The organism is uncultured Veillonella sp., from assembly GCF_963551295.1.
Classification (GTDB): domain Bacteria; phylum Bacillota; class Negativicutes; order Veillonellales; family Veillonellaceae; genus Veillonella.
In genome coordinates, this window is record NZ_CAUVFT010000034.1 from 1 (window position 1) to 19620 (window position 19620).

General features: G+C 42.1%; 25 protein-coding genes. 4 read left to right on the forward strand and 21 right to left on the reverse strand.

All coding sequences use genetic code 11. From position 1 onward, the window contains the following. Positions 1-56 precede the first annotated feature (56 nt). The 20 genes from RYO55_RS08485 to RYO55_RS08580 all read right to left on the reverse strand — a co-directional run bounded on the left by RYO55_RS08485 (position 57) and on the right by RYO55_RS08580 (position 16773). Entirely contained in the window at positions 57-1700 is a 1644-nt protein-coding gene (locus RYO55_RS08485) for a terminase gpA endonuclease subunit (protein ID WP_399554519.1), read from the reverse strand. A gap of 145 nt (positions 1701-1845) precedes the next feature. After that, positions 1846-2304, reverse strand: coding sequence for a hypothetical protein (locus RYO55_RS08490; RefSeq protein WP_314985065.1), 459 nt, complete (start codon positions 2302-2304; stop codon positions 1846-1848). Between the two features lie 431 nt (positions 2305-2735). Continuing rightward, positions 2736-3284: a hypothetical protein gene (locus tag RYO55_RS08495; RefSeq protein ID WP_314985066.1), complete on the reverse strand. Its 549-nt coding sequence runs from the start codon at positions 3282-3284 to the stop codon at positions 2736-2738. Between the two features lie 201 nt (positions 3285-3485). Continuing rightward, a complete protein-coding gene (locus RYO55_RS08500) occupies positions 3486-3998 on the reverse strand; it encodes a DUF3310 domain-containing protein (RefSeq protein WP_314985067.1) in 513 nt (170 codons plus the stop codon). Positions 3999-4014: 16 nt separating this feature from the next. Continuing rightward, a complete protein-coding gene (locus RYO55_RS08505; RefSeq protein WP_314985069.1) occupies positions 4015-5394 on the reverse strand; it encodes a DEAD/DEAH box helicase in 1380 nt (459 codons plus the stop codon). Further along, entirely contained in the window at positions 5342-5782 is a 441-nt protein-coding gene (locus RYO55_RS08510; protein WP_314985070.1) for a VRR-NUC domain-containing protein, read from the reverse strand. The genes RYO55_RS08505 and RYO55_RS08510 overlap by 53 nt, the downstream gene beginning before the upstream one ends. 286 nt (positions 5783-6068) lie before the next feature. Continuing rightward, complete coding sequence (locus tag RYO55_RS08515; RefSeq protein WP_314985071.1) at positions 6069-7367, reverse strand: virulence-associated E family protein; 1299 nt, start codon at positions 7365-7367, stop codon at positions 6069-6071. A gap of 1132 nt (positions 7368-8499) precedes the next feature. Further along, positions 8500-10185, reverse strand: a complete 1686-nt coding sequence (locus tag RYO55_RS08520) for a PcfJ domain-containing protein (protein ID WP_314985072.1) — start codon at positions 10183-10185, stop codon at positions 8500-8502. An 18-nt stretch (positions 10186-10203) separates the two neighbouring features. Continuing rightward, complete coding sequence (locus RYO55_RS08525; RefSeq protein WP_314985073.1) at positions 10204-10557, reverse strand: hypothetical protein; 354 nt, start codon at positions 10555-10557, stop codon at positions 10204-10206. A gap of 13 nt (positions 10558-10570) precedes the next feature. Continuing rightward, positions 10571-12505 (reverse strand): DNA polymerase, encoded by a 1935-nt coding sequence (locus tag RYO55_RS08530; protein ID WP_314985075.1) that lies wholly within the window; start codon positions 12503-12505, stop codon positions 10571-10573. Between the two features lie 10 nt (positions 12506-12515). After that, a complete protein-coding gene (locus RYO55_RS08535) occupies positions 12516-13079 on the reverse strand; it encodes a DUF2815 family protein (RefSeq protein ID WP_314985076.1) in 564 nt (187 codons plus the stop codon). Positions 13080-13091: 12 nt separating this feature from the next. Next, positions 13092-13400 (reverse strand): hypothetical protein, encoded by a 309-nt coding sequence (locus RYO55_RS08540; RefSeq protein ID WP_314985077.1) that lies wholly within the window; start codon positions 13398-13400, stop codon positions 13092-13094. Position 13401: 1 nt separating this feature from the next. Continuing rightward, entirely contained in the window at positions 13402-14583 is a 1182-nt protein-coding gene (locus RYO55_RS08545; RefSeq protein WP_314985080.1) for a DUF2800 domain-containing protein, read from the reverse strand. Continuing rightward, on the reverse strand, positions 14537-14938 hold the full coding sequence (locus tag RYO55_RS08550; RefSeq protein ID WP_314985081.1) for a hypothetical protein: 402 nt from the start codon (positions 14936-14938) through the stop codon (positions 14537-14539). Before RYO55_RS08550 ends, RYO55_RS08545 begins: the two co-directional genes overlap by 47 nt. A 160-nt stretch (positions 14939-15098) precedes the next feature. After that, the gene (locus tag RYO55_RS08555) at positions 15099-15608 is read right to left on the reverse strand and encodes a hypothetical protein (RefSeq protein WP_314985083.1); all 510 of its coding nucleotides are present in this window, start codon (positions 15606-15608) and stop codon (positions 15099-15101) included. A gap of 12 nt (positions 15609-15620) precedes the next feature. Beyond that, positions 15621-15854 (reverse strand): hypothetical protein, encoded by a 234-nt coding sequence (locus RYO55_RS08560; RefSeq protein ID WP_314985085.1) that lies wholly within the window; start codon positions 15852-15854, stop codon positions 15621-15623. Next, positions 15854-16063, reverse strand: a complete 210-nt coding sequence (locus RYO55_RS08565; RefSeq protein WP_314985086.1) for a hypothetical protein — start codon at positions 16061-16063, stop codon at positions 15854-15856. Before RYO55_RS08565 ends, RYO55_RS08560 begins: the two co-directional genes overlap by 1 nt. 2 nt (positions 16064-16065) lie before the next feature. Beyond that, a complete protein-coding gene (locus RYO55_RS08570) occupies positions 16066-16293 on the reverse strand; it encodes a hypothetical protein (RefSeq protein ID WP_314985087.1) in 228 nt (75 codons plus the stop codon). 11 nt (positions 16294-16304) lie between these two features. After that, the gene (locus RYO55_RS08575; RefSeq protein ID WP_314985088.1) at positions 16305-16544 is read right to left on the reverse strand and encodes a hypothetical protein; all 240 of its coding nucleotides are present in this window, start codon (positions 16542-16544) and stop codon (positions 16305-16307) included. 40 nt (positions 16545-16584) lie between these two features. Further along, a complete protein-coding gene (locus tag RYO55_RS08580) occupies positions 16585-16773 on the reverse strand; it encodes a helix-turn-helix transcriptional regulator (protein WP_314985089.1) in 189 nt (62 codons plus the stop codon). A gap of 183 nt (positions 16774-16956) precedes the next feature. On the opposite strand from RYO55_RS08580, the gene RYO55_RS08585 reads away from it, so the two are divergent. From RYO55_RS08585 to RYO55_RS08600, 4 genes are all read left to right on the forward strand, one after another. Then, positions 16957-17334 (forward strand): helix-turn-helix transcriptional regulator, encoded by a 378-nt coding sequence (locus tag RYO55_RS08585; RefSeq protein ID WP_314985090.1) that lies wholly within the window; start codon positions 16957-16959, stop codon positions 17332-17334. A 15-nt stretch (positions 17335-17349) separates the two neighbouring features. Further along, a complete protein-coding gene (locus RYO55_RS08590) occupies positions 17350-17625 on the forward strand; it encodes an ImmA/IrrE family metallo-endopeptidase (RefSeq protein WP_314985092.1) in 276 nt (91 codons plus the stop codon). A 17-nt stretch (positions 17626-17642) separates the two neighbouring features. Continuing rightward, a complete protein-coding gene (locus RYO55_RS08595) occupies positions 17643-18275 on the forward strand; it encodes a hypothetical protein (protein WP_314985094.1) in 633 nt (210 codons plus the stop codon). 118 nt (positions 18276-18393) lie between these two features. Beyond that, entirely contained in the window at positions 18394-19482 is a 1089-nt protein-coding gene (locus RYO55_RS08600) for a tyrosine-type recombinase/integrase (RefSeq protein ID WP_314985095.1), read from the forward strand. A gap of 79 nt (positions 19483-19561) precedes the next feature. On the opposite strand, the gene RYO55_RS09755 is transcribed toward RYO55_RS08600, so the two are convergent. Beyond that, positions 19562-19618: a 4Fe-4S binding protein gene (locus tag RYO55_RS09755; protein ID WP_399554460.1), complete on the reverse strand. Its 57-nt coding sequence runs from the start codon at positions 19616-19618 to the stop codon at positions 19562-19564. Positions 19619-19620: the final 2 nt, after the last annotated feature.

The window sequence follows — 19620 nt, forward strand, 5'->3', positions numbered from 1 at the left end:
ATTATCGTTCGTATACGCTCCAAGTCTTCTCTTGCGCTCATGGTCTCACCTCCTTCTTAACTAAACCAACCTCTGCTATCTGCATTAAAGTCTTCATCATCCGTATCTTCGTCCTCCTCATCGGTATCCAGATTATATTCGGGTAAGTATTTAACACCTACCGAGTCCGCAACCATGGCGTTGTATACACACGTATCCAACAAGTGATTTGTTGGATGACTGGTTAATGGTTTCCATTGCACTGTAACTGCTCCAGTCTTTACATTTCGGATTTCTTGCTTTTCCTCCGACCGGAGGTGCTCCGAATATTCCTCTGGGCAATCCTTAAATAAATGGATTGTGCCAGGCTCATTAGCCGGACGTACCATACGTGCAAATATAAAGTCCTTCCAGTAATCGGTATTCACTACGTACAGCTTCATACCGCCTATGACGCCCTTCTCGATGCTGCTCATCTTATACGGCGGAGCTAGAGGACTGTGCGATGAATCACCTTTAACTGGCACGCATACTTCTGGGTACTGTGCACAGTACTGATATACTTCATCTGTTCGGTAGCCACTATCGATACCGGCCCTCACAATCTTACGGGCCTCACCATACTCTGATGGATATTCTCTATCAATGAGTATCTCGGTTAAATCTGCCCAACTACTTGCTTGACCATAATCAACTAAGTAGCTTGATACGCCGTGAGCGTAGGCTCTAACTTCCCACCAGAAATGATCTTGCTGCACGTCGACAGATGCAATGAGTAATGGTGCGTGCTGAGGCACAACACCACGAGGAACGTCCGATTGTGTAAACACGAGGTTCTGTGTGCTTTTAGTTTTCGCAGATTTCCAAGGTTCCGCTAGCCACGAGTTGATAAAGTTCATCAACTCGCTTGGCTTATCCTTTGATTTAACAAACTCATACGCTACATCCCCGAATGTGACCCATGGAGAATAAAGGGATGACAGATGATAGGCTACCGACCGGACGACTCGGACTTGCGATTCATTCACAGTCCGCCATTCGCCTTGCCGGAGCATATCCATCTTGTGCTTATCATCAATACGGTGCTTACAATGTTCGCACTCATAATATGCGGTATCACGTATCATATCCGCATTGCCATGGTGTTCCTCCGGCCATTTTATCTGTTTGAATTTGAGGGTCTGCGACACCCCGCAATGCGGACATGGCACGTAATACTGCTTACGTTCATTTGCGTCCATATATGACTGCCAAATATTGCCACTTTCAATCGTAGGAGTTGACACCCTTACAATCTTCTTATCAACGAATGTCTTGGTACGTTCCTCAGCCAACTTAATCGGATTCGCTTCCTTACCGGAGAAAGCTGGATACTTATCAATTTCATCAAAGAATAAGTACTTAATTGACCGACTTGATAAGCTGCTTGGTGAGTTCGCCCCAACAAGCACCATGTAGTTCCCATTAACGAAGTCTAACTCCAGCAGCTTACTGCCTTCGTCATATATGTTCGCAAGCGGCTCTACGCTCCTAATCATCGGTTGCACACGTTTATCACTAGCGAATTTCGCGATAGTATCCGTTGGATAAACCATCATGACTGGTGATGCAGTTTGATGTAACGCATATCCGATCATATTGAGTTCGGCTTCCGTCTTACCTATCTGCGCCCCGAAACATAACGAGATGCTTTCAATAAGAGGGTCCGTAAATTTGTCCATAAGTTCCTTGAGATAAGGTGTCCGCGCTGTACGCCATCGTCCAGGTTCAGCAGATATATTAGTCAGTACCCTGTACTTATCTGCCCATTCCGAAACGGTGTATCTTTCAGGTGGCTTGAATGCTTCCAGTTCCTCGGGGAACCAGTCAACCTTTGGTCTTTGCTTTTCCCGCGGCTTTGACTTTCGGCGTGTACTCGCCTTCGCGTGCGTAGCTTTCGAGGTATTCTTCGGCAAGGCCATTCACCACCTTTTCTACACGAGCACGTTCCTCAGGATCCGTGAATTCACTTCCAATCCGCTTGCCTAATTTGGTAAACGATGTTTTTAATTCCAATATTCGGTTAGCCCATGCCTGTGCCACATCGGCACGAGGGACATATTCGCCATTTAGCACATCTAGCATTTTCTTTTCACGCGCAGCCTTTGCTTCCTTATAATCAGCTTCGGCTTCTAGCTTACGAGTTGATGCGGATTTGCTTTTAGCGTTATCACCTTTCGCCTGTCCTAAATACACGAGGACTTCCCGGAGATTCCACCAACCTACAGAGGCTTTAGGCATCCCTGCTTTATGATGTCGAGAAATAATTTCCGGAGTGACCCGCAAGAGGTCACATAGTTGAGTGCTGGATACAAGCAGGTTTCCTGCAGCATCGAATTTCACTCTCGGTTTTGTGTCCGCCATAGGTGCACTCCTTTCTTAAATCGTCTTTCTACATTCAACAGGAAAATTTTTCTCACAGAGAGAGGACCATCGCGCGGGGGCGACCAGCGGCCATTTTTACGCTAGGGAGTACCTTTTCCCAATTTTCATTTTCTCAATTACAATCAATATTGATAACGTAAATTTGGGCAACAAAAAAGCACCCGTTAAAGGGTGCTAGACTACCGCCTATCTCTGCAAGTAAAAAGGACGCCAGATGTATTTGGCGTCCTTTGCTAATTTAATTCTTGTGAAGCTTCCCAACTTTCACACTTACAGTATACCACACTTTGATGTACTGTTTTGTACTGTTTTGTACTGAAATGTATCGACTTTTACATCGTAGAACGAACGAACCCTACTTCAGTTAGTGCTCGGTCGTGTAATTCTCCTCGCACCCTTGCTTCACTGTAACCTAAAATATCGGCTACTTCCTTCCAGTTTTTACCTTGTGCATATCGTTCTGTTAGTAGCATAGCCAATTCGTTTGGACGCACTTGACTAATCACGCTTCGTACTTCTGCTTTGATGGCTTTTAACCTTTCTATTTCCTTTCGTTGCAATTCGACGCATTGTTCGATACCTACTACGATATTTGATAAGTCACTGCAACTACCTCCGGATATCCTATCCTTGCTGTAATCAGTAGCTGACAGAGTATCCGCTTTGCGTTCTATTTGTGCTTCGATGTCACGATTGATGGATTCAATTCTATCATCAATTCGTAATATCTGAAGCATGTACTCTTTATCAGTCAATTCCCCCAACTCCTTCATATCTCCTATCGACATGTCTACCATTATCTCTGCAGTATCTTCATCGCCGCACATTTCTAAGAAATCTTTATACATATCCTCCCATTCTGTTCCAAGGTATTTACCCATGATCTTATCTCCTGTTACTATTTATCCTTAGACGCATATCGTCTTATCATGCACTTTGCTGTTAGTAATCCAGAAATACGCCCTTTAGCATATTGTACTTGGGAATCATGTGATGCCACTCCGGAACGATCAAGACCCATTAATGACATCCGAATTCTAACTATTTCTGTTCCTATATCGTCATATAAACATCTGATACTTTTACGATTCATGCTGCTCCCTCTTTGCAATTTCCCGATTTAGATACCATCTGGCTTTTTTCAAATCCTTAATAGCATCGTCCTTATGACCAGCTCGGGATACATACTTCACGACATTACCCAATCGATATCCTAATTTCTTATCTTCGATATAATCGATAACCTCGATATCGCCTTGCGTATAGTGGCTCGGATGATTGATATCATCACATTGCATAATTATGGAATTAGGAGATTTATCTGCTATAACTTTCCCCATATGTATTCCAGATTGATTCGTTACTTTTCCCAAATGCCTCAATCTTTCATCGGCCATATATCGTTTTAATTCCTCGCTAGCTGATAACCTTACAGGTGGTGGCGGGGGATTATTTGGTCTCTCATACAATCTACCTGGGGTCAGCCCCAATGCAGCCATGTATTTTCGATTATCAAGATATTTATCAGTGATATCTATAACTTGAATAGTCGTGTAACTCACTATTACCACGATGGCCCCGATTAATCCTGCCATTATAAATTGATCCATATCAATCATCCTTTCTATATAGTTCTTTACGATATTTGATAGCTTCTAAGAGGGCATCTTGTCCTACTTCTTTACGTTCAAGGGCTTTCATGACTTGCTCGTCCATGGTTCCTTTGGTAACTAGGTGATGGATAATCACAGGTTGTGTTTGCCCCTGCCTGTGTAGTCGTGCATTAGCTTGTTGATATTGCTCAAGGCTCCAAGTTAACCCGTACCATACGATGATATTTCCACCTGCTTGAAGATTTAAACCATATCCCGCCGAAGCCGGGTGTGCTAATAACATTTGGATATTGCCTTTATTCCACTCGGCTACATCATCATCGGTCTTTAACTCTACTGCTTTAGGGAACGCTTCCTTAATCGCTTGTAAATCGTGCTTGAAGTTGTAGAATACTAACATCGGTTTTCCTTCGTTGGTATCTACTAATTCTTTTAATCGCTCTACTTTTTCGTTGTGGACGATTATAGTTTCGCCGTCGTCGGTATAAATGGATCCATTTGCGAGTTGTAATAGCTTACTCGTCAGTGCTGCTGAATTTAAGGCGCTCACGTCGTCGGAATCTATTAAGCTCAATACGTGAGTGTACTCCATTATTCTATATAGCCCATACTCCTTGGGACTCATTTCTACCATGATCACATTGTCGATGCGCTTCGGAAGGTTTAGATAATCCTTTGCTTTTAAGCTCATACATATATCTTGCATTTTACCGAATATAGCCTTATCTCCTCCTGGTAATAAACGATAACTGTACACGATATGTCCATTTGTTTTGTCCGGTGTAAAATATCGTAGCCGATACTCAGTAAGTGTTTTACCTAATCGTTCACCACCATCTAACAAATATATCTGTGCCCACACATCCATTAACGTATTTGGTGCAGGTGTACCAGTTAGAATAACTACTCGTTTGAAGAAAGGCCTCATTTTACGCATCGCCTTAAATCGCTTAGCCTGTGGATTCTTAAACGATGAACTCTCATCGATGACAAGCATGTCAAACGGAAATGGCTTCTTAGGTTTTTCAAAATAGTAGTCATACAACCATTGCACATTTTCACGGTTTATTACGTAGATATCGGAGTCACTTTCAAGGGCTTTGATGCGGTCTTTTTCATAACCCAAAACAGGTGCTATCGTAAGATGGCTTGTCTCGCTCCACTTCTTAGTCTCCTGCGCCCAGGTTGACTCTGCTACCTTCTTAGGCGCTATAAGCAATACTTTTTTGATATCAAAATAGTCATACATTAACTGCTCAATAGCGATTAATGTGGAAACGGTCTTGCCTAAGCCCATGTCAAGTAACAGCCCATAGTGCGTATGATCAATGATTCGTTGTATAGCTATTTCTTGATACTCGTGTGGATGAAAGTTCATGTATTACCCTTTCCATGTCATCGACAAATAACTTAGCTTCTATCATTCCTGTAATCACAAATACTAACGCGCCCTGCTTACGTAATCTGGCAACTTGTATTCTTTGATTAGCCATCAATACACCTTTTTTGGCTTTGAGTTCCACAAATATGACGCTGCCACCAGGAAGTACTACTATTCGATCTGGCACTCCGTCATTCCCAGGTGACACGAACTTCATATATATGCAACCCAGTTTTTTGAGTTGAATTCCTAACCAACGTTCGATGTCTTTTTCTATCGTTCTCACCTCGTTCTCAATAAATAATCGGCAACACGCCTGAAGCCATATGGATACTGGCTTCATCGGCTTTGTGTTGCCGATATTGCCGTTTTTTTTCGTAAACATATATATACGCGTATTCGTGTTTTTTACGTGTATGTGTATGCACGCCATTATTCATATATTTATTATTTTTAATTAATAGTAAATAATAGGCAACATCGGCAACAAATAGGAATTAAGATAGATAACAACTACGCTAATCGTGTTTCCGATTTTGTTGCCACACGTGTTGCCGTTGCCGATTTTTTAACTTATATCAAAGTTCATCGATGTATAGGCTTGTATAAATACTATTTCGATAAAGATAGATATAAGAAAATTGGCTAATCGGCAACAAAAATCGGCAACACTAATTTTTGCGTTCTTTTTTAATTGATTTTGCCTTTTTCTCGAGATTGGATGCATCTCTGATAAACGCTCTTTGCACACCGTACAATTTTCCAAATCGCATCTTACCAACGCTTTTGGAATAAGGACTCCACCCTTTAATAGATTGCAAAATATCAATGATTTCTCTAGCCTTTGCGTTCTGCAGGTTCTTCCTGTCACCATCCATTACTTCACACCATATCTCAAGGGCGCAAACCCGCTCCCGCTGCACTGATCCACAGTTATCGTCGTCGCCATAATTTCTAATATAGTCCCTACGGTCGAAGATATCGCGAGATTCCCAGTCTTCAGGTAGTTCCATTTCGAGGTATTCCTCAATGAGACCTACGAGTTCACCACCCTCGGTGTGTGATAATTGAATTCTAAGGGCTTCTTCTTCAAGTTCCCCTTCAAGGACTAAGGATTCATCCTCGGACCAGTAGTAATAGGCTTCTGCCCATAATTGGTCAATATCCTCTTTTGATAGCTCCCAAGCGTTTTTCGTTTTACGTTCTTTGTCGCCTGTGACAGGCCAAAATCGGCGGTTACCGGTGCGGTCCTTGAGGAACATAAGATTATTGGTAGAGCCCGCGAATACACACTGGCGCGGGTACTCTTCGGTACGTCTTCCATAAGGAGAACGGAACCGGTCAGAGGTACGACTGATAAAGGCTTTTACAATTTCATTATCATTCTTATAAGTAGGTGCGAGTTCCGCGAGTTCATTAATCCAAGAGCCTTGAATTTGTTCTAAAGCGTCTTTGGTTTTGATATCCACGAGTGAATTATTGAACCATTTACGACCCAATCGCTCCAGAATTAACGATTTACCAAGACCTTGCGAACCGTATAATACGATTGCCGTATCGAACTTAACGCCTGGACTCATGACACGTGCTACAGCGCCGCACATCCACTTACGGGTAACGGCTCTAATATATTCGGTATCCTCTGCCCCGATGTAGTCAATAAAGAGAGTATCGACTCTACAAGTACCGTCCCAGGTTACACCGGTTAAATACTCACGCACAGGATGGAACTTGTTATCCTGGGTTACCTCCTGCAAGGCGTCGTCAATAATGCCCTTACCTTTAATAAGGTATTTAGTGGCAAAGTAATTACGTAAGCACGCATCGTCTGTATCAGTCCAGTAAGGGGTTTCGTCCTTACCGCGCCACGGTAGGTCGTCAGTAACAACTAACCGATGCGCAAATTCGTCAAGGCGTATGCGTCCTCTTAATGCAGGGTCATATTTAAGAACGACTAAGCAGTTGAACACGTCAGACTCTGGTGTACCTCGACGGTCACGTTTGAGCTTTTCGAGGAAGTCTTCCTCGTCTTCTGTGATGTCCTCGAAGTCCATATCGGCCATACGCTCTTTATCGAGCAAGATAGGTGCTGCACCGTCGTCGTTAACAAAATCTAACATAGCTTTGTAGCTTGGTAAATCTGTTATTTTAGTAGTAGGCTCCGCGTCAGCATCTTCAGCACCGAATAAATGAATTCGGACAAGGTCAAACGCATTAACGAGCTTACCGCTGACAGGGTCGGTCGCATGGTTGGAGTATGCGAAGGTGTCGTTATCATAAATGACAAGACCTGCTACTGAGCTGCCTCCGGTATACGTGTATCGGTCCTCGACTCGTGTCGGCTCATAGACTTCCGGAAGAAACTTACTAATAGCTTCCGTGATACTGTAGCACCTACAAAAGGCACCAAGTAAACCCTTTTTCTCCAATGGGTTACCTTGCTTTTTGGCCGCATCAAGGCGAATTTGTGACTCCTTACTCGATGTCGGCCAAAGGCTCGTATCTCGCCAGTCTCTGTAAGTATTGAGATATTGATCAACAGAGACTAAGCCGCCTTCACTGTGCTGATATACATATTTCACATCCTTTGGACAACTTGGCCAGTACATCAGACGTTCTGCCTGGTGCGTGGATGCGTCAAAGGAGTCAATGCCAATATCATCGGCGATACGTCTTGATACAGCTTGGTACTCGTCAGGAGTCATCGCCCTATCAACAGGAATGATGATACGATAGCGAGGATTATCAGCCGTATGGCTGTGTGTACTGTATAGCACGTATTCCGTACCGCCTAATTCCATATCTAGGTCCAAGAGGAAATCTTCGCTAGGTGAATCCGCATCAAGCGTGATTAAATATCGCTCCTTAACGGCACCTCTAACCCGTCTACCGTTTTTGGGGATATAGCCACCAACAAAACCGCCGACGTCTTTCTTTTGGCCCTTTTCGGCCTTAGACATCTTGGCGTATTCAGCAGCCGTTTCATTTGTTACAGTAGGCTCGGCCAATTTATTGGCCAAAGCACTCCAAGTCATTTTCTGAGACTTCCAGCTACGGGCGGAGCGACTTTTGCCCGTAGCTATTATGATATTTGTATCCATGTTACATCGCTCCTCCCTTCGCAAAATGAATATCCCCTAAATATTTAGGTACTTGTAATCTATGCTTTTTAACCCATTGGCACACAGCATAATTAATGTTGTGATTATCTCGTACACCTCTGTTATTTTTTAGCTTAGCCTGGTGTATTTCCACAAAACCATCTGAATCTTTTGTAGGGTTAACTTCAATACACGCTACTGGCCGGCTGTTTTCAAATACACCAACAATAGCGCATTCTTGCTCTTTAACTTTTTCTACATAGGTACCCACACAATTATTGAGTTGAACACCTAGTCGAATTATGTCGTGTGTTGTTTTAACCACAGTAAAATCTAGACCACCAACGGAGTCTATTAGTTTTTTATGAAGCATACTGCGCTGTACTGGGACATTTTCTGCTTTTTCAAATTTGGATATACACACAATCTCGTCATGCAGATCCTTGATTTGGATACGTCTAGCCCAAATCTCTTTTTTCCTAGCTCTTGATAACCGGTTATAAATATCCGCAGTATCTTTTACTTCCGAGTAGGAGTCAGCGTTTTTTAAGAATAATAGGACTCGGCGTTCACCATATTGGTGACGCATAAGCTTAAGAAAATCAGTAACAGTAAGCAAAGCTTGCCCATCATTCCATATTGGCCAAGATTGGATATACCCAGTTCTCCCGCTTTCCTCTGCCACAAGGTCTGTGAATGCTTTCTGATAATCCATGCTGTTGAATATCTTGCTAGCAGTTTGGATCACTTTGATATAAAAGAAAGGACGGATAGTTAATAATTTTCTAACCCAGCGTTTATCAGGTACTTTATAAAGCTGTATAAGTGCTTTGATAAAAGGTACGCCGGCGTTAGTTAACTCAGTAATAGCCAAAGTACTTGTTAAATTAGACCCAAAAGGTCTGAAGTAGGCGTCATGGTCTCTAACTAACTTGTCATTTAATGCCGGCGCATCCGGCGCGTGCATCTTCCACACTAGATTATGGAGTAAGTTATCGAGTGCACCGTATCTGGACGATAGTAGTACACCTTGTCTGATAGGTTTAACTTGATAGCCAACTCGTTTTGACAACTTAACAAAGTAAGCTTGTTTTAGAACTTTAGCAAAAGTTTGTAGCTCCTTTTTATATTGCGATAACCGGCAATTTGGAGTTGCTACTAGCCAATATAGAGGCAATGATTTTGAGTGAAACACCGATATATTGGGGTCGATTTCTGATATTATATCTGCGCGAGTGCGTTTCTTTTGAACTAAAAACACTTTTCCTTGCTTGAAATCGAAGCGCAATATATCGATAAGATGTGGCTTATAACCAGGGTAAATAGATTGTGTGTCGTTATCGACATATACTGTGTGATATTCGAATTTAACATCGAGGATTTTCCCCCGATCAATAACCGATAGTTCAATATCTAGAGGAACATTAGCGGTACCGGAAGCATCAGCTACACAATCACCGTCCGCACCTCTTGTACGAATGATTTCTCCACATTGAGGGCAATAGAACTCATTTGATATATAAGGGTCTACTATTCTACCCATACCGGAAGATACTGAGGGCCACAAGCAGGCAAATGATTGACCGCAATCTACGTGGTAATGTACAGCAGGTGACCAAGAGTTCACTTGCTTGCGCCGTACTAGGTCATACAGCTTGTTAACTGATAAACTAAATAATACCTTCATAAGGCGCTATCCTTTCATTTATAACAAATCGTCTAAATCATCTTCTTCAGGAGTTTCATCAACTACTGGGGTTTCATCAACCGGTAACTTTTCTTCTACAGGTTCGTCTTTTTTCTTAGCCACGCGTTTACGTTTTGGTTTTTCTTCAGCAGTAGCCTGTTCTTCTACTTTTGTAGTTTCTTCCGTCTTAGGTGCATCTTCTGTTTTCTTGCCGTTTAAAACCTTAAGGCCTAAATCACAAGCGGCGATACAGCCTTCACAATACGCCATAGCGGAGTCTTTGCGTTCGCTTGCAGGAGCTTCTTTTACTAGCTCATATAAGCCATCGATAGCTTCGCGTTGTTGTTGAATTTGGTTTTTTGTAAGTTTCATAAGAATTATCCTCCTAATCCTTCATATAGTAAGGGTTCTCAAACCCTGCTGCATTTAATATAAGGCCCTCGTTCCAAGACTCAGGCTCGCACATAATATCTATAACTTCATCTAAACTGCCTTCGCCTATAGGCGCTTCGATAACTACTTCGTCATGGATATGGGCAACAATCTTGTATCCGGCTTTTGCAAGTCTTAGCATAGCTGCTGCTAAGCAATCTCTCGCAACGGCTTGTACAATGTTTTCGACGAGCTTCCCGCCGTAAGTTTCAACTCTGCCCCATGTATTCTTAACCTGATCCATACCGTCATATTCAATCGACTCACTACCGAACCGATTAAGCCCTAATCGAGGTCTTGCATAGGCGAGCCTTCGGCCAGACGGTAATTCGATAAACATAAACCCTTTTGCTTTAAAGAATTTAATATTGCCTTGTCTGATTCGCACCGGTTCGCCGGTTTTAACAACTTTCTTGGCTGCGCTGTCCGCATCCTTCCAAAATCTCGTAATACGCGGACTAGCTTGTCGCCAAGCTTCGATGATTCCAGGTAACTCCTCTTCAGGAATCTCACCTTTTGTATCCATCGATTTCATAGCTCCTACACCGCCACCATAGCCGAGCGCAAGTTCTGCTACTTTACCCTTTTGCCGAAGGTGTCCATTTACACCGTGCTTCTCTACTGGTACATGGAACATGCTAGATGCGGATGCGCAGTAGATATCTCCGCCTTGGGCAAATACATCTTGTCGCCACTGCTCATGAGCAAGCCAGGCAATCACACGAGCTTCAATAGCGCTAAAGTCTGCTACAATGAAACGGTGTCCGTCCTCTGCTACTAAAGCGGTACGGATAAGTTGCTTGATCACGTCGCCAGGGTTTCCGTAAAGTAGGTCTAGCATTTCCACGTCTCTACTTTTAAGAACTTCCCGAGCTGTGTCTAAATCTTCCAGGTAATTACGGGGTAGGTTCTGTAGTTGTACTACACGGCCGGCCCATCGTCCGCTACGCATAGCACCGTAGAACTGCAGCATACCGTGGATACGGCCATCAGAGCACACGGCATTTTTCATGGCCAAGTATTTCTTAATGGATGAGTTTCCTAAAACTTGCCTGTTCTTTAGTACGGTGCGTACATCAGAAGGTATATCCTGGTTAAGTAGATTAGATACATCATCTTTCCGCATAGTATCTAATTCGCAGCCTAGTCTTTCAGTTAACCACTCTTTGAGTTGCATCGTACTATTGGGGTTTTCTAATCCCGTTAATAGCTTAGATGACTCAGTAGCCTCTTCCACGATTTCGTTGTTGCAAGCAAGCGCCGCATCGACGAGTTCCATATCTACTTTTATGCCTCGCCAGTTGATATCTTGGTCGAGTAGCCAGTACTCGTGCTCGATAGCAGGGGGCTTTAGTGATAATAGACGTTTACGAATTGCCTTTTCTACAACCACGTCTTGGCGGTTGTATTCGATATATTCTGCCCACTTGTCAGGCGCATCCTCTGGCATATTTCGTGTCTTAGGATTTGTCTTAGTAGGTTTTCGTGGTACAGAGAAGAACTGAATAAGGCGTTTACCTCTTGAGTCTTTGCCTTCACCTAATTTCAAAGCCTTAGACACATTATCAAGACTTGCTGGTAAACTGCAGTATAACGCTAGTACAGAGGTGCACTCCCAATTCGTAAAGTCCGCATCAGGAAAGTACTTTTTAAGGCACAGCATTTCAAATGCTGCGTTGAATGCAGTCTTTGTAATTTCCTTGTTATACAAAGCGTCCACCACCTTATCGGGCAGTGGATCCTTTGTCATATCAATTACTTCGACTGGTTCATCATCAAAGCTGTAGGCAAAGAGCAGTATTTCAAATGTTGTATCATCAACGTATCGCTGTGCACCATATTTAATAGGGCACTCAGAATACGTTTCCACATCAATACTAAGCTCCATAATTGCCTCCTTAGATTAAATCGTCATCATCGTCAAGGTCGCCCAAATCGTCATCGCCGAAGTCATCTGCGGATACATGAACACCGCCTAGGCGTTCGCCATCTTTGACTTTACGAATACCATTTAAACCAAACCCTACGCCTTTTTTACCATTGAAATTGTAAGCGAATACAGAAAGTGCGACCTGCGCATATACACCGGAATAGATTTCTTCTTCGATATCAAAATCATCCATTTTGATTTTGTCACGATTAAATACGATAGGTTGTTTATCACTATTCGCATTAATGAAGAACTTACCTGCGTATGTTTCCGGTTGGTCCGCTACAGCTTCGTCAGTATCACCGTCACGTAGGTTGAGTTTCAGATAAGCTGCTTTGCCTTCCACCTTAGCCAGTGCTTTTGGATCTGCTTTAAGTTCTTCAATCGCACGTTCGAAAGCTTTGATAGCCTTTTTATCTGTTTTATCAATAATAATTTGGGAGCTATATTTCGCTTTTCCGTCGTCGTTTTTACGTGGTTGAGCAATATTAGCATAAGAAAGTCTTACTACACCAGTTGTCAATTTAGCCATGTTACTGTCTCCTTAATTCTTAAATGGGTTACAATTATGTTCGAACCCTATTACTGTGTTAAATAAATTATCTAATTCGTCTTCGATATCGGACCTTTCGTCGTCTAGTCGAATCCATTCATCGTCTTCTTCCCAAGAATATTTCGAAAGGTCTAATTCGGTTTTATAGTAATCCTCTATTGCATCGCATTTAGCTTCTACTGCGCAGTAGCGAGTGTATAAGCTGGTTGCATAGGCAATAGTGATTTGGTAGAGCTCGTCGAGGTAATGTCCTCGTTCATAAAGCTCTTTAGCAATTGCTTTTACTGTAACGACGCGCATACTACACCTCATCGTCGAACTCGTTCGCCATTGTTTCAGCCGTATTAATCGCTGGTCGTTTATCCGACTCAGGTACTAACGTAGGCTTGCCTTCAGGCTTGTCGATATACGCTTCTAGGTATTCAGCGACGCCCTTTTTACCGAGTACTTTCTGCAGATTTGTGATACCTTCGAGTTCACGAGGCTTGAAGATGTCCTCTTCTTTGTAGCCGTTATCGAGCAATGTCTTGGCCGCTGCATCTGGATCCGTGATAGTACGTCTCGATGTACCCTCTACCAATTTATACCCAGGCCATTGCTTTTCACCTGATAGGGCTTTTTCATAGGCAAAGTCGTAAACGCCTTTAACCCATTTTGTGATTAAGTCCTTCATAGATAAGATGTCGGATACTTCCTGGTCAGTGAGTAGCTGATTGAGCTTACCGCCGTCTTTATAGAAAGCGGCAAGGCAAGTGTCTGCTAATGCTCGGCAGGTGTGCCGTGCTTTACAAAAGTTACAGTAATCGCAAGGCGTACATTCGCCTTGTCCGTTCCAAGCTCGTTGTGCGATAGGTTCGACTTCATCACCCCAATCGAGGAGTTCTTCTACCGATAATTCGTCAGTAGATACGCTATCAAGCCTTGGTTGTACAATCGTCATGCGAACCGTTTTAATGTCGTACAAGTACTCGTTAACGTCGTAAGCACCCAATGCGTAGAGTCGCATTTGTGTGTTATCGACGGCACTAACAGGAACTCCTTTACCATACTTCAGGTCAATCACTTCCAGGATGCCGTCCGCCACGATAACCATATCGCCGGTACCGAAGCCCTCAGGTACCCAGCGAGAGAAGTCGAGCTTTGCTTCAATCATTACTTCTGCATCTGATGAACGGGCTCTCGCCTCGTTCACCTTTTCTTCGCAGATGTCAACATACCGTGTGACTGCTTCCACCATTTCAGTGGAGTAGTCATCAAGCTTAGGCGCTTTTTTGCCCTCTAGCTTATGTCGTAAGATTGATTCTGCCAGGTCATGCGCCACGGTTCCTTCTGCAGCATACGGTGATTGTTCATCAGGAAACATCGATTCCAGCCTTGCTGAAGGAGTACATACGAGCCACCTAGCACTACTTGAGGCACCGAGTAAAGCGTGTTTCTTAGCCACGACTAGCCACCCATTCCATGATTTGGATGCGTTGCTCATCGGTAGCGGATGTTACCTTTTCAGCACCGATGCTATCTAGAAACGCCTTGAATTCGCCTTTTGCTTTCGTCTTATCAGCAGCTTTAGCCATTACGTCTTTTACCGCTTCGCGCGTTTCTTCAAGGCTAGGGATGTATTGCTTTGCTTCCTTAACAGGTTCATCTTTCACCGGTTCCTGCTTAACAGGGGTTTCTACTTTAGTAGTAGTCTTTACTTTTTTAGCCTTAACTTCTTCCTTGGCACGGTCGATAGCATCGGCTTTATCTATAGAAGAACCTACAATAGCTTGATATAGGTCTTTGATTTCTTGATTTAGATCCTTGGCTGTTTCTACGGTAATTTTTAACTCTAACATTGTTCTGTTTCCTTCCTGTTTAACTATGTGATATACTTTAGATGTTAAATACTCTATTTGCCCTTTCGCATTGCCGTGCGTTGGGGCATTTTTTTTTGCGCCCAGGCATTCATCAGGAATGCAGTAATCTTTATTTGGGCACGTTGTACAGTCTCGCAATTTAATCACCGCCTTTCAATGCGCTTAAATCTAATGTCTCTCCCGTGTCAGTAGTTTGCCACGTATAGAAGTCAAGTCCTGCCGATTTTAAAATATCAGCTGCTACTTTGCCACTAGGGGCAGTATCGACAACACGGCGCGCCGATTGATAGGCTTGCTCTATCTTTCTAAGGTTTTCATCATACGGCTTTGCGATTGCATATATTGCTCTAACCTCATCATTAGGTTTATCAAGATGCATCATATACAAATTGCCTATTGTACGATTTAACACCTCATCACAAGAGACAAGATTTCGTCTAAATTCTGAGCCGTATCCGGCTTTTTCTAACGCACTTGCAGTCGATTCTGCAGAGGCCATTATATTTTTAAAATCTATAAATAGATGACTTGATTCTATGGCGCTCCGCAGCGCTTCTTTTCGTGCATTTCTCAAAGGCTCGCGCTTTTTCAAATATTCGCTTCGAACAAAGGCACGAACTGCTGATTTTGTAATGTTTACTTTTGGCATATTAACCTCCTTTTAGTTGTAATACGGGTTCTTGCAATACGCCCCGTGAGTTCTTACTTTAGTGGTATACACAACGTCTTCACTTTCCTCGGCATCCATTTCGGCTTTGTCTCTTTTAAAGCCATAAATGGATATGACCAAGCCTATGAGTGCCTGTACTCCAAACTGTACATATCCTATCTGGTCGAGTTCCAGGGAACCCATAGATCCGGCGATAAGGAACGTACCAATTAACATGTAGCCCATTATTCATCGTCCTCCTCAAGCCATTCGGCTGTAATACCGTCTGTAGTTACGATAATACGGATTTCTGACTCGTCGTAATCGCACATAAAATTTTGTAACTCATATGCAGCATCCATAATATAGCTATTGATATTATTTAGAATTCGATCTGATTCAACTGCTTTCATATGGCGTTCCATAAGTTTTTGGTTTTTTGGAATTTTAGTCATAGTTAAGGTCTCCCGTCTCCATAACTTTGCAGATATGCTTTTAATTCGTCTACACTTTTGTTTTTCAGAGATGCAATTAAATTGTCGGCTAGAAGGGTTGCCGTACGATGTGCTATCTCGTTACCATATTCATTAGAGCTTGTTTCTGTTGCCGGCTGGTAACGTTTATCATGCTGAAAGGCGTATTCTTCTCTCCATATAGCGTCTAATAGATCATTTTTGAATGTCATAGGCTTATCTCCTATTGAATATGTGCAGCTTTAAATTCTGCATCGACGATTTTTAAATCCCAGCCTAGCGCGTGTATTAGATAAGTCTTAAAGCCTTCCTTGTCTATTACAAAGGCTCTTGACCTCTTGCCCGGTGACCGCCAGGCGTAGGCAAATGGGAATTTACCTATCGCGATTCCTTCTCGGACAGCCGTTAGGCTAATCCCAAGTACCGCTGCCATCTGAGAAACGGATATTACTTTTTTTATCATTCACTATCCTCCTTTTCCGTAACGGTTAAACCGTAACCCACTATAAAAAAATAATGTCATCATACGCTACGCCGAATACTTCTTGTATTTTTTTTATTTGAGGAACATCAGGATAAGAGCGTTTGCGCTCCCAATTCCCCCAAGTATCAACAGATACACCAATTGCTTTAGATGCCTTAAGTTGAGACCAGTTTTTTGAAGCCCTTAACATCTTTAATGTATACTTCATAAGCTACCTCCTTTCTCGATACTCACATCTTGTTTACAGTCATCATTTTACTACGGTTTATCCGTAATGTCTATAAACCAAACTTAAACTATCGTAAAATTTCCGTAAAATATTGATTTTATTACGAAAATATCGTAATATATAGGTATATTAATTAATATATTTCAGATTTGAGAGGTTCTTATGAGTGATTTAGGTAACAAGGCTATTATGGCTGAGAATATTCAACGACTAATGGATAGTCGCGGAATTGATCGCAATAAAATATGCGCTGATTTAGGATTAAAGTATACTACGTTTACCGATTGGGTAAAGGGAAATACATATCCTAGAATCGATAAAATTGAACTATTGGCAAACTATTTTGGCGTTCCTAAATCTGAATTGGTAGAGAAATACACCGAAGGCTACTACACAGACCGAGAAGCCGCTGAGTTCGCCGAGTACTTACGCACACGACCGGGGGCTCGTATGCTCTTCTCTGCCGCTAAAGATATAAGTAAGGAGCAAATGGAAGAAACAGTCAGATATATTGAATTTTTAAAATCCAAGAATAAGTAATATCTACAAGGGAGAGTGATATTATTGATTATTAATTTAATTTATTGTGACTTACCGAATGCTAAAGCGGTTTCTGAAGAGTCAGATGATGTAGATACCCATAATATCTATATAAATAAAAACCTCTCTCACGATCGTATGAGGGAGGAAATAAAACATGAGCTAAGTCATATTATTCGTGATGACTTTTATGTTGATCATCATGTTAATTTAGTCGAGCGTATGGTTAGACTGTCTCAACTTGAAGATGGCGACCTTAACGGAATCGACTTTTATCATCATATTATTTAATACAGGGAGATATAAAAATGAAATTGCGTAAATTATTGCCTTTAATGGTTATGTTCAGCCTATCTGTAAGTACTTCTTTTGCCGCACAGTTTATCGATGTAACTTCGGATACGTACAACAAAATATGGAGTATTGGCCAATCATATAAGACGGACCGAAAATTAGAAAATCCTGTCAATTACGGTGTTGAACTTCGTAGTGGCGCAGGCGGCGCGGCCGTATTAGTTACACCTGGCACAATCGCAAAGTACATTGCTTACTCTAAAGACGAGCGCCTAATATTTCCTGGAGAAGCATTTAAGAGCGCAGTAGTAAATAGCAATGACTATGTATATATTGCCACTTATGCAATGCATCTTAAGAACCCATTAGCCGGTACTGTAGCTCAACAAGTTCCATCGCAGCGATTACTTATTGAAAAAGACGGTAAGTATACTATGCCTGAACAGATGAACCCTGTTATTTATAACGTGATGCCACATAGCTATGCGGTCGTGTATTATGCCTTCCCTAAAAATGTAGTGCTTAACGCACCATATACAATTAAGTTCATCAACGGCAACGGCGATAAAATTGAAATCCCTATTACTACAGAAAAGATAGCGGATATCATTGATAAAGAAAATAACTTAGTATTTAAGCCTAATTAAATAAAAAATTCAGTACGTGCAAAAATTGCACGTACTGAATTTAGGTTTTATACTAAAGAAGCCAGTTGTTATGTGGGTTATTGGGGCTTATTCACTATAAATAAGGAGGTATGTAATTATGGCTATGAAACGTGCCAACGGTACAGGCACCGTATATAAGATGAAACATAAGGCTCTACGCAAGCCATATCGAGCCGTGGTAACCCTTGGATATAACTCTGAGGGTAAACCCTTGCGAAAATCCATAGGCACCTTTGCGACGCAAAAAGAAGCGTATAATGCCCTTGCTCTATTCTCTACTAATCCACAAATTCAGGAGGAGCGCAAAATTACTTTTGGACAGTGCTTTGATTGGCGTATCGAAGAAGCTGAACGCCAAGGGCTATCTAAAGGGCGAATTAAAAGCATGCACGTTGTGCGAAAATTAGTAGAGCATCTATTCAATATCGAAATGAAAAATCTTAGAGCGGCTCATCTGCAGTCTATATTCGATAATTCGACGCACACAAAGTCTTATCAGAAGTTAATTAAAGCGATCATAGTTTCTGTAGGTACTCTCGCAGTTAAGCAGGAAGTCATTCCGCGCAACTACCTTTCCGATATTATCATCAACAAAAACGCAACACCAATTAAGAAAGCTAACATATTTACGAATTTGGCTCTCTATGAGCTTTGGAAGCACTCTGACGATATAATATCCAAGCTAACACTCATATACGCCTACACGGGACTCAGATTGAACGAATTACAAACAATCCGAGTTGATGATATCCACATTAAAGAACGATATATGATTGGCGGTTCTAAAACAGAGGCTGGCCGTAATCGAGCTATTCCTATTGCAGAATGTATCTCCCCTTTCATCAAGGAGCTATATCAGCAAGCCAAATTTAAACGCTCCGAGTGTTTATTAGATGGTGTGATACACAAGGACATATACCGCAAGGAGCTGCAAAAGAGATGCAAAGAATGGAATTTAGGCGAGCACAAGCCACATGACACTAGGCATACTTTTATTTCAATGTGCAGCAACATAGGTATTGATGAGATCATTATTAAGAGAATTGTTGGCCACGCTAACAAGGATAATATCACTGCAGACGTGTATACACATAAAACACTACAACAATATATTGATGCGGTGAATAAGTTACCTTACGGAGATGACCTGTTAAAAGGTGAGCAACGGTTGAGCAACCGAGAATAAATTAGGTGATTTTTACCGTTTCGCAAAAATAAAAAGACCAGTAAACATAAGCGTTTACTGGTCTTTTAGATTTGTTGTACTATTCAGCGGAAATTACAGAAACTGGGCAAACGGATTCGCAAGAACCGCAATCGATGC